Raw genomic sequence first — 15,418 nt, 5'->3', positions numbered from 1 at the left:
CCTACCTATACTTTAAGATAAAATTCTACTTTCAGATCCTATTATTTTTAGGGGGAATTATCATTAATGGAATTTTCGCTGTTTTAGACTTCGAAAAAGATTTCTTAAAGTGAATAAAAAGGCACCTTTTAAAAGGTGCCAAATGAAGATTAGAATTTCTTAAATTTCAACCTGACTGCCTAATTCTACGACACGGTTAGAAGGAATTTTATAAAAATCGCTTACAGGACTGGTATTTTTTTGCATTGCGACAAACAGCTTTTCACGCCATATAGACATCTTGTTCGACATACTTGGAACTAGTTTTTCTCTAGAAATAAAGAAACTTATATCCATTAAATTATATTCCAGTCCTAAGGTATCGAAAGCTTTCTCTAACGCCTGAGGTACATCAGGTTCTTCTTTAAAACCATAATTCAGACCTATTCTATAAAAGCCCTTATCCAGTATTTCTGTCTCCATCCTATTTTCTTCATCAACATAAGGAATTTCCGAAACTCTGATCGTTACCAGTAAGTTACGTTCATGAAGAACCTTGTTATGTTTTAGGTTATGTAAAAGAGCATGCGGTACGACTTGTGGTGTGCCCGTTAAAAATACTGCATTCCCGCTAACATTTTGGCTGGTACTGCCTATATGCTCAAGAAAAGTATTAAGCCGGAGCGTATCTTTTTGCAATTTTGCTTGAAGAATTTCTCTACCTTTTTTCCAAGTCATCATTAAGGTGAACACGATCATGGCAATCAATACCGGTACCCAACCACCAATAAAGACCTTGAGAAGATTAGAACTCAGTAAGATCAAGTCGATAAAGACAAAGGGAATAATAAAAAGTAATACTTTCCATGTCTTCCATTTCCAATAACTGTAAGCGAGAAAAGCAACCAATAACGTGTCACAGAACATGGTCACTGTCACTGCCAAGCCATATGCTCCTGCTAGACTACTACTAGTTTCAAATATTAATACTAGAATAGTAATAGAAATAAATAACAGCCAATTAAGTAATGGAATATAGATTTGCCCAATTTCTGAGTCAGAGGTATGTAAAATTGTTAAGCGAGGTAAAAATCCCAGTTGGATTGCTTGCTTCGCCATGGAAAATACACCACTGATCAAAGCTTGAGAAGCGATTACTGCGGCTGCGGTTGCAAGAATAATCATCGGATATAGAAGAGCTGAAGGGAGAAGCAAGTAAAAGGGATTCGTGATTGTTGTTGGATCCCGTAACAGCAACGCTCCTTGTCCTGCATAATTCAGCATTAAACAGGGGAGAACAATTAAAAACCAACCCAACCGAATCGGTAGAATTCCGAAATGACCCATATCTGCATATAAGGCTTCTCCACCTGTAACCGTTAGAACGACAGCTCCCATCACGAAAAATGAAATAACAGGATTATTAACTACAAACAAAAAAGCCCAATGCGGGCTAAGTAATGCGAGAACAAACGGACTTTGAATAATGCTACTGATACCTATGGCACCAATAGAAAGAAACCATATTAGTGTTATGGGACCAAAGAACTTTCCCATTACCGCAGAACCATGTCTTTGAACAGCAAAGAGTGCGATTAAAATTCCAATACTGATTGGAATGACGAAGCGATCAAAAGCTGGCGCGGCAATTGAAAGGCCCTCTACTGCAGAAAGTACCGAAATTGCCGGAGTAATAATGCCATCTCCAAAAAATAAAGATGCGCCCACAAAACCTAAGATAATGATGATCAGTTTTTTTCGGGGAGAGAGACCTTCTTGGCGAAGATTTAGGGCCAATAGAGCCATAATTCCCCCTTCACCATTGTTATCTGCTCTCATGATGACCAATACATATTTAATAGAAACAATTAATGTAATGGTCCAGAAGATTAAGGACAGAATCCCAAGAATATTAATTTCGTTAATCGGTAATCCACGGGTTGCGTGAAAACTTTCTTTTAATGCATATAAAGGACTTGTCCCTATATCACCGAATACCACGCCTAATGCAGCTAGCGTCAATGCTGGTACTGCCGGCTTACTGATTTTATTCTGCATATTGTGCAAATCAAAAAACTGATAAGCCTAAAATTTTATCATTAGAGTTATCATGAAATTGCTTATACTTAAAAAAACGATGTCTTTTAAGAATCTAATAGCTTTTCTATGTAAGCCCGCACCATATGAGTGCTGATTTAAGTGATTTTATTGACATCCTCTCCCCCTTAAAAGATGGAGATTCCTCCTGCGAGACACTTATGCCCAAGCGCAAGTATGTTCTTAGCACTGTTCAAGTCCCGATTCAGGACACTTGAGCAGTTTTCACATTCCCATAGACCTTTCATAAATCATTTTTTACTTAGTTCCATGTTGTAAATTTCAGCAATTAAATTGAATCTCAAACCGAGTCTTTTAGCTCTATTTCGGTAACGTTCCGCAAGTGTTTTGAAAGTTTTCAGCATGCCAAATACATGCTCTATGCCGATTTTTCTTTTATTGATTTCCCGGTTATAGACTTTTAATTCAGCATCCAGTTTACAGTTTCTTTTGGCTTTTAACGGCAACAAACTATTAGGATGAAAAGTATAAATATCCTGATAGCCTTTATCTGCAAGGATTAATGCTCCTGAAGGAATCAGCTTTATGTTCCTTTTAACTGCACCGCGACTGGTACATAAACTCAGAATTTGCCGAGTCCTGTAGTGAATCATGACCTGTACTTTAAAGGTATGGGGCTTTTTCTTGCCGCTATAGCTTTTGTTCTGTTTTTAGGTCTCTGGATTGGAATTTCTGTTGCATCCACGATCACAACATTCCAGTCTATGCCTTCACCTTCGGGTAAATCTTTGGGTAAATTAAACAGATTGGACCGAATCAGGCGGTCTTCCACATGACGTACAATTCTTGAGGCTGTGGGCTTTGAAACCCCGTAACTTGCAGCAACGTGAATATTCCCGCCAATAGCTCAGACAGAGCAGAACCTGATCTTCCAGGCTTAACTTGGGCGGTCTGCCTTTGGCAGGGACATGCTTTTCAATTGCTCAACCATTAAATAGAAGGTTGACCATGAGATGTTTGTGTATCGTTTGAACTGAGGATCAGAAAGCTTCTTGGAATCGGTGTATTTCATCTACAGATTATGCATGAATACGGTAAATTTTTCGGTATAGATAATAGTCAAAAAGAAGATCACTTTTTGATTTATGAAAGAGGTCTAGTGTTTTAATTATTAAAACGATCTTATGGGGATGACTTTGGTCATGACTCATTCTCCCCCACATGAAACAGCGAATTATGGTACTGCATTTGCGATTGGCATCATCCTGAAATTTACATTTATTTTAAATTCAAGCTTTCTAGGCTTGGCGAAAAGATTTCATGGCCTTGTTAGCTTATGCAGGCCATAATTTTGTCTAGGATCAGAAGCATCCTAGACAAAATCTTTCTAAATTAAAAAAAGTCATCATATGTAATAAGCATATCAAGCAGAGATACTTAGATAACTTTGTTTTGAATACAATATTAAGAAAAGTCCAATTCTTTTTCAAATGCTTTTAGTTCAAAGCGAGCCATGGCTAAATTTGATTTTGGACGATCTAAAACAAGATACAGAAATAAGTTGTCATTACTTTCAAGAGGGCGAATCAGGTGGTATTGCTTGCCTAAAGTAATTAAAATATCTTCAATATCATCATTTAATTGAAGTGCTTTGGCTATTTTACGTTTTGCGCGTATGACTTCGGTATTGCCTGCTGCAGCAAGTTCTAAATCTATGGTTGTCCCTTGAACGGCTAAAGCTAAACCACTTTCACTATCTACCAATGCTGCTGCAATAAAACCATCCATCGCAGTTAAACTGTCTAAAACGATACGAACCATTTTACTTTCCACCTTGAGTTAGGGGTTTCCCCAGAAAAAATATTGATTTAAAGACCTAGTTTTTTACGCAGTTTCATAAAAAAACTGCGCACTTGAATCATCTGACCTTGATCAGCTGATTCATCATTTCTCATGAATTTCGCTCCATGAGAGTCAATCCATACGCCCATTTTGAGCATATGGGTGAGCGCAATAAACCGGATGATTTGTTGTTTGGGAATATTTAATTGATTAATTGCCGTTTGAATCTGAGCGCCTTGGGCAAAACATGTCGCAATTTTTAATAGATTCCGACGCTCATAGCCTGACTCGAATTTTGGCCAGATCTGCAATTTGAAATATTGTTTTTCCTGAATCTCTGGAAGTTCTATATCAATAGAACGATAGGCCACCTGCCACAACCAGCTACGTAAATCCTGGGCTTGTGTATTCTTAATCGTCTCTTGCACAAACTGATTTGTGGCATAGGTTTGATTCAGACTTTTGTCAAAACCAGTCACGGGATAATGGGAATTGACCCAGACGCGCTCTGTCATGGTATCGACTAGGGCCAAGAACCCCTGACAATCGAATAACTGGATAAAACCATTTCGAGCCAATAAACATTGATTAAATACGGTCGAGACAGCAACAGATTTTTCTCCAGTTGCGGAGAGCAAATGAAGGGGATAATCCGATTCGTAATCAAAGAATTTTTCTTGTAACCACTCACGTAAATCATCTAACTGGGTTACAGGATAAGATAAGGTATCATCGACAATTATTCCCTGTTGTTCTGGAACTTTAATCAGACGTAAGTACTGTATATGAATCTGCGAGAGAATTTTTTGAATGCTGGATGAAGCAAAAAAAGCATCGTTAACCATCAGCAGGTCAATATTTTTTTCAGCGATATTGACCCAGCGTACCTGTATCTCACGAGGAACAGATAACAATATTTGGCTTTTAAGTTGGTCAAGCACATTCAGGCTCACCCCGAAGACAGCAATATTTAAAAACTTTTTCATTCTCTAACCGCATTAAGCTAGGTGTTATTACAATAGATAATCAAAATTCATTTAAATACAGTGTATTACATGATAATAAATCGCGTATTCCTCATGGATTCAATCATCTATGTATCAATTTTTGATAAAGATTCTGATGTTTTTTTGACTTCATATCGCATTTGCCCCATTAGAACATCAGGTGAACCTACCGCTACAATCAGCATGGGATAGAGGGCATGTTCCACACCCGTTAACACTACATGACCATTCTCTGCATCAAGTGAAAGGGTTTTACAGCCCATTAAATTGATTTCTGAAATAAATGCCGACACCATCGCTAAAATTGAGCTACTGACAGCCGCAATTTTTCCCGTATTTTCCAGCTTCTTTTTACTGGCCAAAGCTAATTGAAAACCGTCAGAAGAGCACAGCATGACAAAATCAAGACCGCTCACGTTATTTAACAGTTCATGAATTTGCATACGGCCTGTTTCAATCAATGATTGAGGAATCTGGCGTGAAAGAGTATTGGTATTCACTTTGATTTCATCCTTTAAAGCATGGCAATGCTGCGAGTTTCAATAGCAGCAATTAAGACTTCCACCATAAGCAGCAGATCATCTTTTTGTCTAGCATCGACCGCAAATATGGGGTAACTGTAGTGGTGTAAACTCATCCAATCCCGATAAATCTTGAGTATCTGATCCTCTTGTTGATCGAGATGGGTAATACCAATCACAATATTTTCACTATAGCTTTGAAATGCGCTGAGATAGGTTTGCAAATCTTGCAAACGCTCTGCACTGGAATGATCAATTAAAATACCCACTCCAATGGCACCTTTACAGACAATAGACCACATAAAATCAAAGCGATCCTGACCCGGAGTACCATACAGTCCTATTTTAGTGTCATCCTCAAGCACGATTTCGCCATAGTCGATTCCTACTGTCGTGGAATATTTGCTATGCCTATTTATGTCAGTATTCATGGCTTCGGTTTCTATGACTGGAATGTCGGAGAGCGCTTTAATGGCGGCCGACTTTCCAGCACCCATACTCCCACCAAAAACAATTTTATATTGCTGTAAAATCATACGGATATTCGTTTTTATCAAGGTTTAATCAGTTTTATATAAAATCTATTCGGTAGTTTTGCACTTAAAGCAGCCAGAATTTAACTCCGTATTTAAATCATTGCTTTGGACTGTAGCTGGAACCAACGGATGATGAGTTAAAATCTAAAATATCGTCATGTGTTGGGGACTGAGGTTACGGTTCAGGGTGTGAATAAACTGTGAATTTATTCGATATTTCAAACATTAATGTGATTTTTGTTGATATATCCAATGAGATATTTCTTAAATATATTTTGGATTTTATTAAAATTTCATTTTTCTTTTTTTATTCACACTTCTTTCATGTATTTTTGCATTATGAAATACATGAAAAGTTATAAAATTAAATATTTAATCAGAGTTTTTTAGGAAGAAGCTAGAACTGAGATTTTAAGATACATCCAAGCATATAAGTAATTCTCATAAAAGTGGATTAATAATGATACCTTTTTTCCCGTGTGTGTGTGTTTGTTATTCACCAATTAAAATGTCTATGCGATAAACCATTTAAAATGTCCTGTTTTTAACCACAAGAGTCAAGCACAGGATTTAAATTTCTTTGTTCAATAACAGCTTTCTGAGCTTTACGACTTGGCATATTTTTGTTTGTTCGGGAACGTTTATTCTGTTTCTCCAACTCTTCATGCTGTTGCTGGATATGCGCCAGAACTGAACCTAACCGTTTATTTTCAACTACTTCATTTTGCTGCAGCCCAGCCAATTTATTGAAGATGCTGTAGTTGAGCTTTCGACATTCATGCATGAGGGCCACAGTTCCATCCGGATACTCTAGAAATGAAATGTATTGCCCAACTAATTTCTGGTTCAATTCAGTTGGTTCAAGCAGATAAATACACTTGTCATAGGTAATCGTCAGATTCTTGGTGACCTTACGCGGTTCCTGCCAGGTAAAAATATCATCCAGTTCAAGATCAGATTCGGTTAGGGGCCGATGTAAATTCTTTGAGTTTCGCGCACATTTGGAAAACTTCTGATTGAAGTGTTCAATAAAGCAGGGTAGCCATGCATTGGCTTTGGCAATCGAAACGATGCCCTCTAGACGCATCTCCTTGATCAGACGGTCCTGAAGGGTTCTATTCGCTCGCTCTACGCGACCTTTGGCCTGTGGTGAATTGGCGAAGATAATATCAATGTTTAACTCATTCAGAATCCCCCCAAATTGCGTGATCTTGCTGTCTTGCCTGGATTTCTGATTGACTCGGAATACCGAGTGTTTATCGCTATAAAAGGCCAGAGGTTTGCCGTATTGCTCAATGTAGGCTCGGGTTGAAAGCATATAATCAAAGGTCGTTTCAGCCTCACAAAAGCGCAGATGCAACAGCTTTCCAGTGGCATCATCGATATAAACCAGCAAGCAGCATTTGGCGGAACGGCCTTCAAACCAGTCATGATATGAGCCATCAATCTGAATCAGTTCACCGAAGCAATCCCGGTTATAGCGAGGCTGATATGGACGCTTCAGGCGCTTGGATCGAGGAATCCAGAGTCATTGGCCGTCATCCAGCGCCGAACCGTTTCTACCGGGATATTCAGGTCAAATATGCTGCTGAGCTTCTCATGCGCCAAGGTGGGTCCAAATCCAAGCAGATGTTCAGAAATAATGGAAAGACATTGCGATTTTAATAACTCATCATGGCGATGATGGCCCGGTTGACCACGACTGGCATGCGCCAGACCTGAAACACCATCTTGATTGAGCTTGTGCAATAACCGGGTAATTTGACGGGTTGAAAGATTCAGGATTTCTGCAGCACGGACCTGGGTAATACGATGATCTCGAACGTCTTGCAAAACAGCAAGACGTTGAATTTCTTTATCAGACATAGTGATCAGCATCTATATTTTATATCCAGCCCATGATGGTGAAAACCATCATAAACCAGACATTTTTATTGGTGAGAATATAGACACTTTAAATGGGTTCTAACAGTGTTATTTCGTATAATATTCATTATGTTAAATGAGGGGTTGTTACTTAGAGTTTGTCCTTTAATTAAAAAATATACTTTATTTCTTAGCCATTGAATTGCAGGATCATTCTGCTTTTTAGAATGCCACAACATTCTTAGTTTATAGCGCGGTGACGTAAAAGGTAACTCCAAAAAATCCAATGGATAATTGGATTGTTGCACGAGATGTCTAGGCAAAGTACAAACAGATTGGCTTTTATATAAATATTCTGTCGCAACGGAAAAATGAGAAAGACTATGTTGAATATTGCGTTTATAGCCCAAACCTTTTAGCGTAATATCAGTATATCCACTAAAACTATTATCATCTGTATTTACAATGACATGCTGTAAAGAACAATATTCTTCAATACTCAACGATTCTTGAGTTTTAATCGGGTGATGTTTACCAAAACACAGTACAAAGTCTTCATCGATTAATAGCAAACTCGGCAATTGATCAGGTAGATTATTTTCCAAGTCAATTACAAGATTAATTTCATCCTGTTCCAGCTGTTTGTTTATCTGCTGTGGCACATAATGAACGAACTCTATTTTGATATTCCCATTGGGTAAATCACAGAGAAATTGAACAATCGTATTTGAAATACTGACGACAGCGCTATCCGAAACAGCAATTCTGAAAATCCGCTGATCAAGTTCTGGGTTGAAAGCGGGTTCCGTATCATGAATCAGATGTAATTGGGTGATCAAAATATTTAATGGCTCTATAAGCGCAAGAGCCTTCTCTGTCAGCACCATCCCCTTGCCATTGGCTGATGGAATCAGCAATGGATCTTGGAAAGATTTTCTCAGGCGCACCAATTGAGCTGAAAGTGCAGGCTGACTGATATGCAGAGCCTGCGCGGCATGTGTCACATTCTTAAATTCTAATAACGTATGTAATGATAATAAAAGATTTAAATCAAAATGGAGTAAAGACGAGTTATCCATAAAAGTTATATCTAGATATACATGCAATCGATTTCAAATATACCATCAAAATTTCTATATTACTGATATAGGAAATGAAGAGACTAAGATGACACAACAAAAAGTATTAATTAGTGCTGGTGCATCAGGGATCGGAAAAGCGATTGCAGAAAACTTTTTAAAGCATGGTGCAAAAGTCTGCATCATCGATATTAATCAACAAGCCTTAGATGCTTTTCAGCAAGAGCAGCCTGACATCCTTGCTTTTTCAGCCGATTTAAGCAGTTTGATCGATCTGGAGCGCGTTTTTCAAAATGCGATTCAGGCTTTAGGTGGTGAGTTAGATGTTTTGATTAACAATACTGGCATTTCAGGTCCAACGATGCCGATGCATGAACTGGATATTCAAAAGTGGAACAAAGTCATTCAAATTAATTTGAATTCGACTTTTCGTTTAACCCAGCTGGTTATTCCTTATTTACAACAATCTGAAAATGCTGCCATTGTGAATATGTCTTCAGCAGCTGGGCGTTTTGGTTATCCGAATCGGATTGCTTACTCAACCACCAAATGGGGCCTTGTTGGCTTTACTAAAACTTTGGCGATGGAATTAGGGAAATTTAATATTCGTGTCAATGCCATTGCACCAGGGGCAGTTGATGGTCCACGTTTCCAGGGAGTGCTTGCACAGCGTGCTGCGGTGAGTGGTCGAACATTACAAGAAGAAACGATGGATGCACTTGCAGTACAGTCTTTGAAATATATGGTGAATCCACAGCATATTGGTGAGCTTGCTTATTTCCTAGCATCTGAAGCGGGCCGCTCTATCTCTGGGCAGTTAATTCCAATTGATGGTGATACGCAAAACGTCGGCTAAATATTTTTGATGAAGGTTATAGAAATGAGCTTAAGAGAACAGTTAATTGGTGCATGGAAACTTCAATCGTATGTTGAAATACCTGTAGATGATTCAGAACCCTTTTATCCATTGGGTAAGAATGCGACAGGTATCATTATGTACACCCCAGATGGCTATATGTCTGCGCAGTTGATGGGCGAACAGCGCCAGCACTTTGGAACAGGTGACTGGTTCAATGGTAGTCCTGAAGAATATATTGAAGAAGCAAAAACTTATATTGCTTATTCTGGACGTTTTTTTGTGAATGAAGAAACCCAGCAGCTGGAACATGAAATGATGGTCTCATTGTTTCCAAACTGGATTGGCCAGCAGCAACAGCGAATTGTATCTTTGGATGGAGATACTTTAAAACTGGGCCCAGCTTCACCAATAATGTCTAAAGGCAAACTTGTGATGAGCCAATTGATTTGGACACGAGCGCAGAAAAATTAAATATAGTGTAATTTTTTAGGACTCTATTTTTGTAGAATTTTTAAAATTAACATAATACACCTTATGTTCAATGGGTTTGTTAGAACCCATTTAAAGTGTCTATATTCTCACCAATAAAAATGTCTGGTTTATGATGGTTTTCACCATCATGGGCTGGATATAAAATATAGATGCTGATCACTATGTCTGATAAAGAAATTCAACGTCTTGCTGTTTTGCAAGACGTTCGAGATCATCGTATTACCCAGGTCCGTGCTGCAGAAATCCTGAATCTTTCAACCCGTCAAATTACCCGGTTATTGCACAAGCTCAATCAAGATGGTGTTTCAGGTCTGGCGCATGCCAGTCGTGGTCAACCGGGTCATCATCGCCATGATGATTTATTAAAATCGCAATGTCTTTCCATTATTTCTGAACACTTATTGGGTTTTGGACCCACCTTGGCGCATGAGAAGCTCACCACCGTGCATGGATTCGATCTTTCAGTAGAAACCCTGCGTTGCTGGATGATTGCAGCTAATTTATGGATTCCTCGTTCCAAACGCATGAAACGCCCATATCAGCCACGCTATAACCGGGACTGTTATGGTGAATTGATTCAAATCGATGGCTCTCACCATGACTGGTTCGAAGGACGCGCTGCTAAATGCTGTCTGCTGGTGTTTATTGATGATGCCACAGGAAAATTGCAGCATTTACGCTTTTGTGAATCAGAATCAGCCTTTGACTATATGATTTCGACACGCCTGTATGTCGAACAGCACGGCAAGCCTCTGGCCTTTTATAGCGACAAACATTCGGTATTCAGAGTCAATCAGAAATCCAGACAAGACAGCCAGATCACGCAATTTGGGCGGATTCTGAATGAGTTAAACATTGATATTATCTTTGCCAACCCACCACAGGCCAAAGGTCGTGTGGAACGCGCCAACAGAACCCTCCAGGACCGTCTGATCAAGGAGATGCGCCTGGAGGGTATCAGTTCGATTGCGGAAGCCAATGCATGGCTGCCCTGCTTTATTGAGCATTTCAATCAGAAGTTCGCCAAATGTGCGAGAAATGCAAAGAATTTACATCGGCCATTAACCGAATCTCATCTTGAACTGGATGATATTTTTACTTGGCAGGAACCACGTAAGGTCACCAAGAATCTGACCCTGACATATGACAAATGTATTTATCTGCTTGAACCGACAGAGCTGAATCATAAGCTTGTTGGGCAATATATTTCATTTCTGGAGTACCCGGATGGCACTGTAGCCATCATGCATGAAGGCCGAAAGCTCAATTACAGCATCTTCAATAAATTGGCTGGGCTACAGCAAAATGAGATTGTTGAGAATAAACGGTTAGGTTCAGTCCTGGCGCATATTCAACAGCAACATGAAGAATTGGAAAAACAGAATAAACGTTCAAGAACAAACAAAAATATGCCAAGCCGTAAAGCTCAGAAAGCCGATATTGAACAAAGAAAGTTGAATCCTGTGCTTGACTTGGAAATGTCCATATAGGACATTTCTATTTGGTTATTAGGTAAGACATTTCTACTTGGGAATAACAGCGTTTTAAAATATTATTTTTTTTCATATAGTTAAAAAATTTGACCGGCCTAAAAAACAGTAAAAAGCCGACTTAGAAACAAGTCGGCTTTTTTATGAGCAGTTTTGATATATTCCGCCAATAAATTTGATTGTTTTTCAATCAAATTAAAAATTTCTTCAATGTTGTCAGCCTTCTCGGGGCAGAAAATATCCCCAATTTCTGCGGATAAAACCAGGATATTTTTTAGCCAACTTTGTAAGCATTGGCTTACAAAAATTCCAGTTTTTTGCGGCTAGTCGGAATACTGTAAATTTCCTATAATTAAAAACATATAGGAATAGGATGTAATAGAACTGAAAGCCAGTTCTAGCTAAGGACAGCAAGGTACGACAGGAATTATACCTAAGCATCAAATACGAAAAACCCCGACAGGATGTTGGGGTTTTTTATTATCTAAATATGATAATTACTTGGTGGTATCTAATTGGTTTTGATTGATAAATTGAATCAACGTATCCTGAATAAATTCTTCCAACTCAATACCTTGTTTTTTATTTAATTTTTCTAAATTTTCAATTATTTCATTGTCTAATTCAAACGAAATTTCTGATGAGGTCGACATTAATAAATCGTAGTTGCTTTCTACCATTTTGCTAAAGACTTCCTCGGGATTATTCTTTAATGCCACGTTGAAGGACAGTCGGAGAGAGCTGTTAATAATTTCAACATGTGTATATCCAATATGTTCTGTACTTTTTCCTACGAATCCTAAATGCTTCATAATAATTCTTAAATATAGTGATAGCGAATAGCCCTCAATCGAGAGCTATATAAATTAAGCCAGGCTTTCTTTTACAAATTGTGGATCAACAATAAATAATCTAATAAGTGATGTTGCTGCTCCTGAAGGTCTTCTGGCACCTTGTTCCCAAGATTCAAGTGTACGTCTTGAAACACCCAGAAGCTTAGCAAACTGTTCTTGTGTCAGTTGGGCCTTTCTACGAGCTAATGCTACATCGGTCTCAGTGATCACAGTTCTTTTAGCAGCATTATTAGCAAGCATATCATCTATGCCTTGTAATATTTCAGCTTCAATATCTCTGGTAGCTTCAAAAGCTTCGAGTTCTTTTTCAGTCATTAAACGAGTCATTTAATTTCTCCACCAATGCTTGAAGAGTTTTCCTACTAAGCTGTACCGTTTGCTTTTTACTGTACAAGGTTAATAACCAAATCTCTCCATTTGTTAAACGATTAAAGTAGATGACTCTGACACCACCACTTTTACCTCTACCACCGCTAGTCCATCGAATTTTACGAATGCCACCTGAATTAGGCTCTACATCTCCTGCTTCAGGATTTAATGCCAAGAATGTTTGAATTCTTCGTATTCTTCATGAGTCCAATAAACAAGACAGTATTTAGTAAATAATGGGGTTTCACATATTGTATACATTGCTTGTATTAATACTACCTTGTAGTAATTCATTCTATCCTACTATGTAGGATTTTTAAATATTGATTTTTAATTTTTGGTGTGTGAGATAGATAAGGAAAGTTCTTATATAATTCTAAATGAAAGACTATCAGACACGTATAAATAAGATTCTACGTGATGCTATGTTGAATGAATTAAAAAATCATCTGTAACTTTATAGGATTAAAGAAAATGTACTACTTTGCAGAGGATCCCTTCTAGGTAATGTTACCTAGGAGGAACAATGAAAAAACTGAAATCTCAGTATCAACAATCTGTAAAAAAATCACACCCTAATGATTATTTCTATAAACGCTTTCCTAATGTAAAAAGTGTTTATCATAAAAAATTCAGTACACAGCAAGAGAAAAGCTTTTATTTCATGCATTGCATTGAATATAAAGATTACCCTCTTAAAATTCGTGTAGCGCGTGGTCCTGGTCTAGCTCAAGCATGGGATGATCTTCCAGCATATGTCTACAAAGTTGCTAAAAGCTGGAAACATAATTCCAGAAGACAGCATCAGTACTACAAAGAACATGAGTAACAGTAAGAGAAATGAGGGAATTACTCCCTCATTTTTTGTATAAAACTCGTTCTAAAAGACTGATTATTAGCAATAGTGAAAAGCTTCTACATCTTTAAAAGAGTAAAATTCATAAACTCAGGAATATTGAAATTATATTCTGTTCACTTGATGAAATGAGTATTAAACCCTATGAAAAGAGATGAAATTTTAGGACACGACCCTTCTGAAAAAAATCATTTTTTGCTTTCTTTTTGAAAATGATGAAAAGGTCATCTCCCTGTTCGTTCGCTATTCAGATGAAAATACTATGAATATTGCAAAGCAGTCAGTTGCTTTACATAGCCTATTTTGGAAATCAGATACGAGTGCACAAGATTTGAAGGAATTATTTGAAACTGATCCTTCTTTAGTAAATTTAGGCGTAGAGTTTTGGGCAGACTTTTTTTCAGACCCATAAAAAAAATTCGATCCTGCATCAATAATGTGAAAGAGCAATTCCATGGATAACAACCTATTTGATCATATTGTGCTTTCAATAAAAGAAGCAGGTGCCATCAAACGTGATGAAATTCAGGCAAGCCGAATCACAGACCTTAATCTGCCTGATTCTAAAGGAGTCCCTAAAAAAATGGAGTTAACCCCAACAGAGTTTTCGGAAATTTTCATGTAAGTACGAAAACCCTGAAGAACTTGGAGTAAATTATTTACAGGCTCTCATCCAGGTAGCTTTTTAATATAAAATCTCTTATGCGAAGTCAAAAAAGCCTGAATTTACAGCCCACAAAAAAGCGCGGATCTAGTGTCCACGCTTCATATGATTTATACAATGGAAAGTGTAGTGAATTGGATAAGAAAATCGTAACCCTCTAATTCTTTATTTTCTTCTTTGATCTTTTTTTTCTAACAAAGAATTAGAGAGTTAAATTTACTGCTGCCCTTCTCTATCTATATTTGTTTATTGTTATTCTGAGCCTGATTAAACCACTTATTGATTAAATACTCACCATTAAAACATAGAATATCATCACTAACTTGTAAGTTGGTGTGACTAAAATCACATATTACTCAAACTTACAAATCATCAAAACGGACTTGGACTGTCATAGTCATTAATAGACCACTGATTTTGTAGGGTAAAGCTTTTGGCACTGTTGCAAATAGCCATTGATGATAAGCTAAATAGTTTTTTAGCTAAAGGTTCAGTATATGAATCCCTTCCATGGTCGGCATTTTCAGGGCGAAATCATTCATTGGGCTGTGCGCTGGTATTGTAAATATGGCATTAGCTATCGTGAACTTCAGGAAATGCTGGCCGAACGTGGTGTGAATGTTGATCACACTACTATTTATTGTTGGGTTCAACGTTATGCTCCTGAAATAGAAAAACGCTTACGCTGGTATTGGCGTAATCCTACAGATCTGAGCTCATGGCATATTGATGAAACCTATGTAAAAGTGAATGGACGATGGTCTTATCTGTATCGTGCAGTCGATCAACGTGGCTATACCATTGATTTTTACCTTTCTTCTAGACGTAACAGCAAATCAGCATATTGTTTTCTTGGAAAAATTTTAAATAATGTGAAGAAGTGGCAAATTCCACGGGTGATCAACACGGATAAAGCACACACATATGGAGGTGCTTTATCACGGTT

15 protein-coding genes and 4 pseudogenes are annotated in these 15,418 nt (G+C 37.8%); 7 read left to right on the top strand and 12 right to left on the bottom strand.

What is annotated here, in order from left to right; all coding sequences use genetic code 11:
- Nucleotides 1-159: 159 nt before the first annotated feature.
- The 9 genes and pseudogenes from B9T23_RS13970 to B9T23_RS13930 form a co-directional block, all read right to left on the bottom strand.
- Nucleotides 160-2,037, bottom strand: coding sequence for a potassium transporter Kup (locus B9T23_RS13970; protein WP_086194560.1), 1,878 nt, complete (start codon nucleotides 2,035-2,037; stop codon nucleotides 160-162).
- Nucleotides 2,038-2,204: 167 nt separating this feature from the next.
- Nucleotides 2,205-2,315, bottom strand: a pseudogene (locus B9T23_RS16650) (RNA-guided endonuclease TnpB family protein); the annotation flags it as partial.
- Nucleotides 2,316-2,327: 12 nt separating this feature from the next.
- A complete protein-coding gene (locus B9T23_RS13965; protein WP_067724408.1) occupies nucleotides 2,328-2,690 on the bottom strand; it encodes a transposase family protein in 363 nt (120 codons plus the stop codon).
- An 811-nt stretch (nucleotides 2,691-3,501) separates the two neighbouring features.
- Nucleotides 3,502-3,858 carry a roadblock/LC7 domain-containing protein gene (locus B9T23_RS13955; RefSeq protein WP_067724407.1) on the bottom strand — a complete coding sequence of 119 codons (357 nt, stop codon included), beginning with the start codon at nucleotides 3,856-3,858 and terminating at the stop codon, nucleotides 3,502-3,504.
- A gap of 47 nt (nucleotides 3,859-3,905) precedes the next feature.
- Complete coding sequence (locus B9T23_RS13950) at nucleotides 3,906-4,865, bottom strand: hypothetical protein (RefSeq protein WP_067724406.1); 960 nt, start codon at nucleotides 4,863-4,865, stop codon at nucleotides 3,906-3,908.
- A 107-nt stretch (nucleotides 4,866-4,972) separates the two neighbouring features.
- A complete protein-coding gene (locus B9T23_RS13945) occupies nucleotides 4,973-5,329 on the bottom strand; it encodes a roadblock/LC7 domain-containing protein (RefSeq protein WP_086194577.1) in 357 nt (118 codons plus the stop codon).
- A 71-nt stretch (nucleotides 5,330-5,400) separates the two neighbouring features.
- Nucleotides 5,401-5,943 carry a GTP-binding protein gene (locus B9T23_RS13940; protein ID WP_086194559.1) on the bottom strand — a complete coding sequence of 181 codons (543 nt, stop codon included), beginning with the start codon at nucleotides 5,941-5,943 and terminating at the stop codon, nucleotides 5,401-5,403.
- A 544-nt stretch (nucleotides 5,944-6,487) separates the two neighbouring features.
- A pseudogene (locus tag B9T23_RS13935) lies at nucleotides 6,488-7,821 on the bottom strand (ISNCY family transposase).
- Nucleotides 7,822-7,874: 53 nt separating this feature from the next.
- Nucleotides 7,875-8,888 (bottom strand): LysR family transcriptional regulator, encoded by a 1,014-nt coding sequence (locus B9T23_RS13930; RefSeq protein ID WP_067724403.1) that lies wholly within the window; start codon nucleotides 8,886-8,888, stop codon nucleotides 7,875-7,877.
- A gap of 88 nt (nucleotides 8,889-8,976) precedes the next feature.
- On the opposite strand from B9T23_RS13930, the gene B9T23_RS13925 reads away from it, so the two are divergent.
- The 3 genes from B9T23_RS13925 (at nucleotide 8,977) to B9T23_RS13915 (ending at nucleotide 11,729) form a co-directional block, all read left to right on the top strand.
- Nucleotides 8,977-9,744 (top strand): SDR family oxidoreductase, encoded by a 768-nt coding sequence (locus B9T23_RS13925; RefSeq protein WP_067724402.1) that lies wholly within the window; start codon nucleotides 8,977-8,979, stop codon nucleotides 9,742-9,744.
- 24 nt (nucleotides 9,745-9,768) lie between these two features.
- Nucleotides 9,769-10,218 (top strand): lipocalin-like domain-containing protein, encoded by a 450-nt coding sequence (locus tag B9T23_RS13920; RefSeq protein ID WP_228139746.1) that lies wholly within the window; start codon nucleotides 9,769-9,771, stop codon nucleotides 10,216-10,218.
- 170 nt (nucleotides 10,219-10,388) lie between these two features.
- On the top strand, nucleotides 10,389-11,729 hold the full coding sequence (locus B9T23_RS13915) for an ISNCY family transposase (protein WP_086194558.1): 1,341 nt from the start codon (nucleotides 10,389-10,391) through the stop codon (nucleotides 11,727-11,729).
- A 497-nt stretch (nucleotides 11,730-12,226) separates the two neighbouring features.
- Here the strand turns inward: B9T23_RS13915 and B9T23_RS13910 are convergent, their stop codons facing one another.
- From B9T23_RS13910 to B9T23_RS13900, 3 genes and pseudogenes are all read right to left on the bottom strand, one after another.
- Entirely contained in the window at nucleotides 12,227-12,541 is a 315-nt protein-coding gene (locus B9T23_RS13910) for a hypothetical protein (protein ID WP_067724399.1), read from the bottom strand.
- Nucleotides 12,542-12,595: 54 nt separating this feature from the next.
- Nucleotides 12,596-12,910, bottom strand: coding sequence for a helix-turn-helix domain-containing protein (locus tag B9T23_RS13905; RefSeq protein WP_067724398.1), 315 nt, complete (start codon nucleotides 12,908-12,910; stop codon nucleotides 12,596-12,598).
- A pseudogene (locus B9T23_RS13900) lies at nucleotides 12,891-13,213 on the bottom strand (transcriptional regulator). Before B9T23_RS13900 ends, B9T23_RS13905 begins: the two are co-directional and overlap by 20 nt.
- 265 nt (nucleotides 13,214-13,478) lie before the next feature.
- On the opposite strand from B9T23_RS13900, the gene B9T23_RS13895 reads away from it, so the two are divergent.
- From B9T23_RS13895 to B9T23_RS13885, 4 genes and pseudogenes are all read left to right on the top strand, one after another.
- A complete protein-coding gene (locus tag B9T23_RS13895) occupies nucleotides 13,479-13,781 on the top strand; it encodes a hypothetical protein (protein ID WP_067724397.1) in 303 nt (100 codons plus the stop codon).
- 289 nt (nucleotides 13,782-14,070) lie between these two features.
- Nucleotides 14,071-14,220, top strand: a complete 150-nt coding sequence (locus tag B9T23_RS16825) for a hypothetical protein (protein WP_165493769.1) — start codon at nucleotides 14,071-14,073, stop codon at nucleotides 14,218-14,220.
- A 42-nt stretch (nucleotides 14,221-14,262) separates the two neighbouring features.
- A pseudogene (locus B9T23_RS16890) lies at nucleotides 14,263-14,459 on the top strand (transcriptional regulator); the annotation flags it as partial.
- 510 nt (nucleotides 14,460-14,969) lie between these two features.
- Nucleotides 14,970-15,418: IS6 family transposase (locus B9T23_RS13885; RefSeq protein ID WP_143222530.1), on the top strand; the 449-nt coding region annotated here is incomplete at its 3' end.

Origin of the sequence: Acinetobacter terrae, from assembly GCF_002135195.1 — a bacterium.
Taxonomy (GTDB): domain Bacteria; phylum Pseudomonadota; class Gammaproteobacteria; order Pseudomonadales; family Moraxellaceae; genus Acinetobacter; species Acinetobacter terrae.
This window is presented reverse-complemented; position numbering and strand designations above follow the sequence as displayed.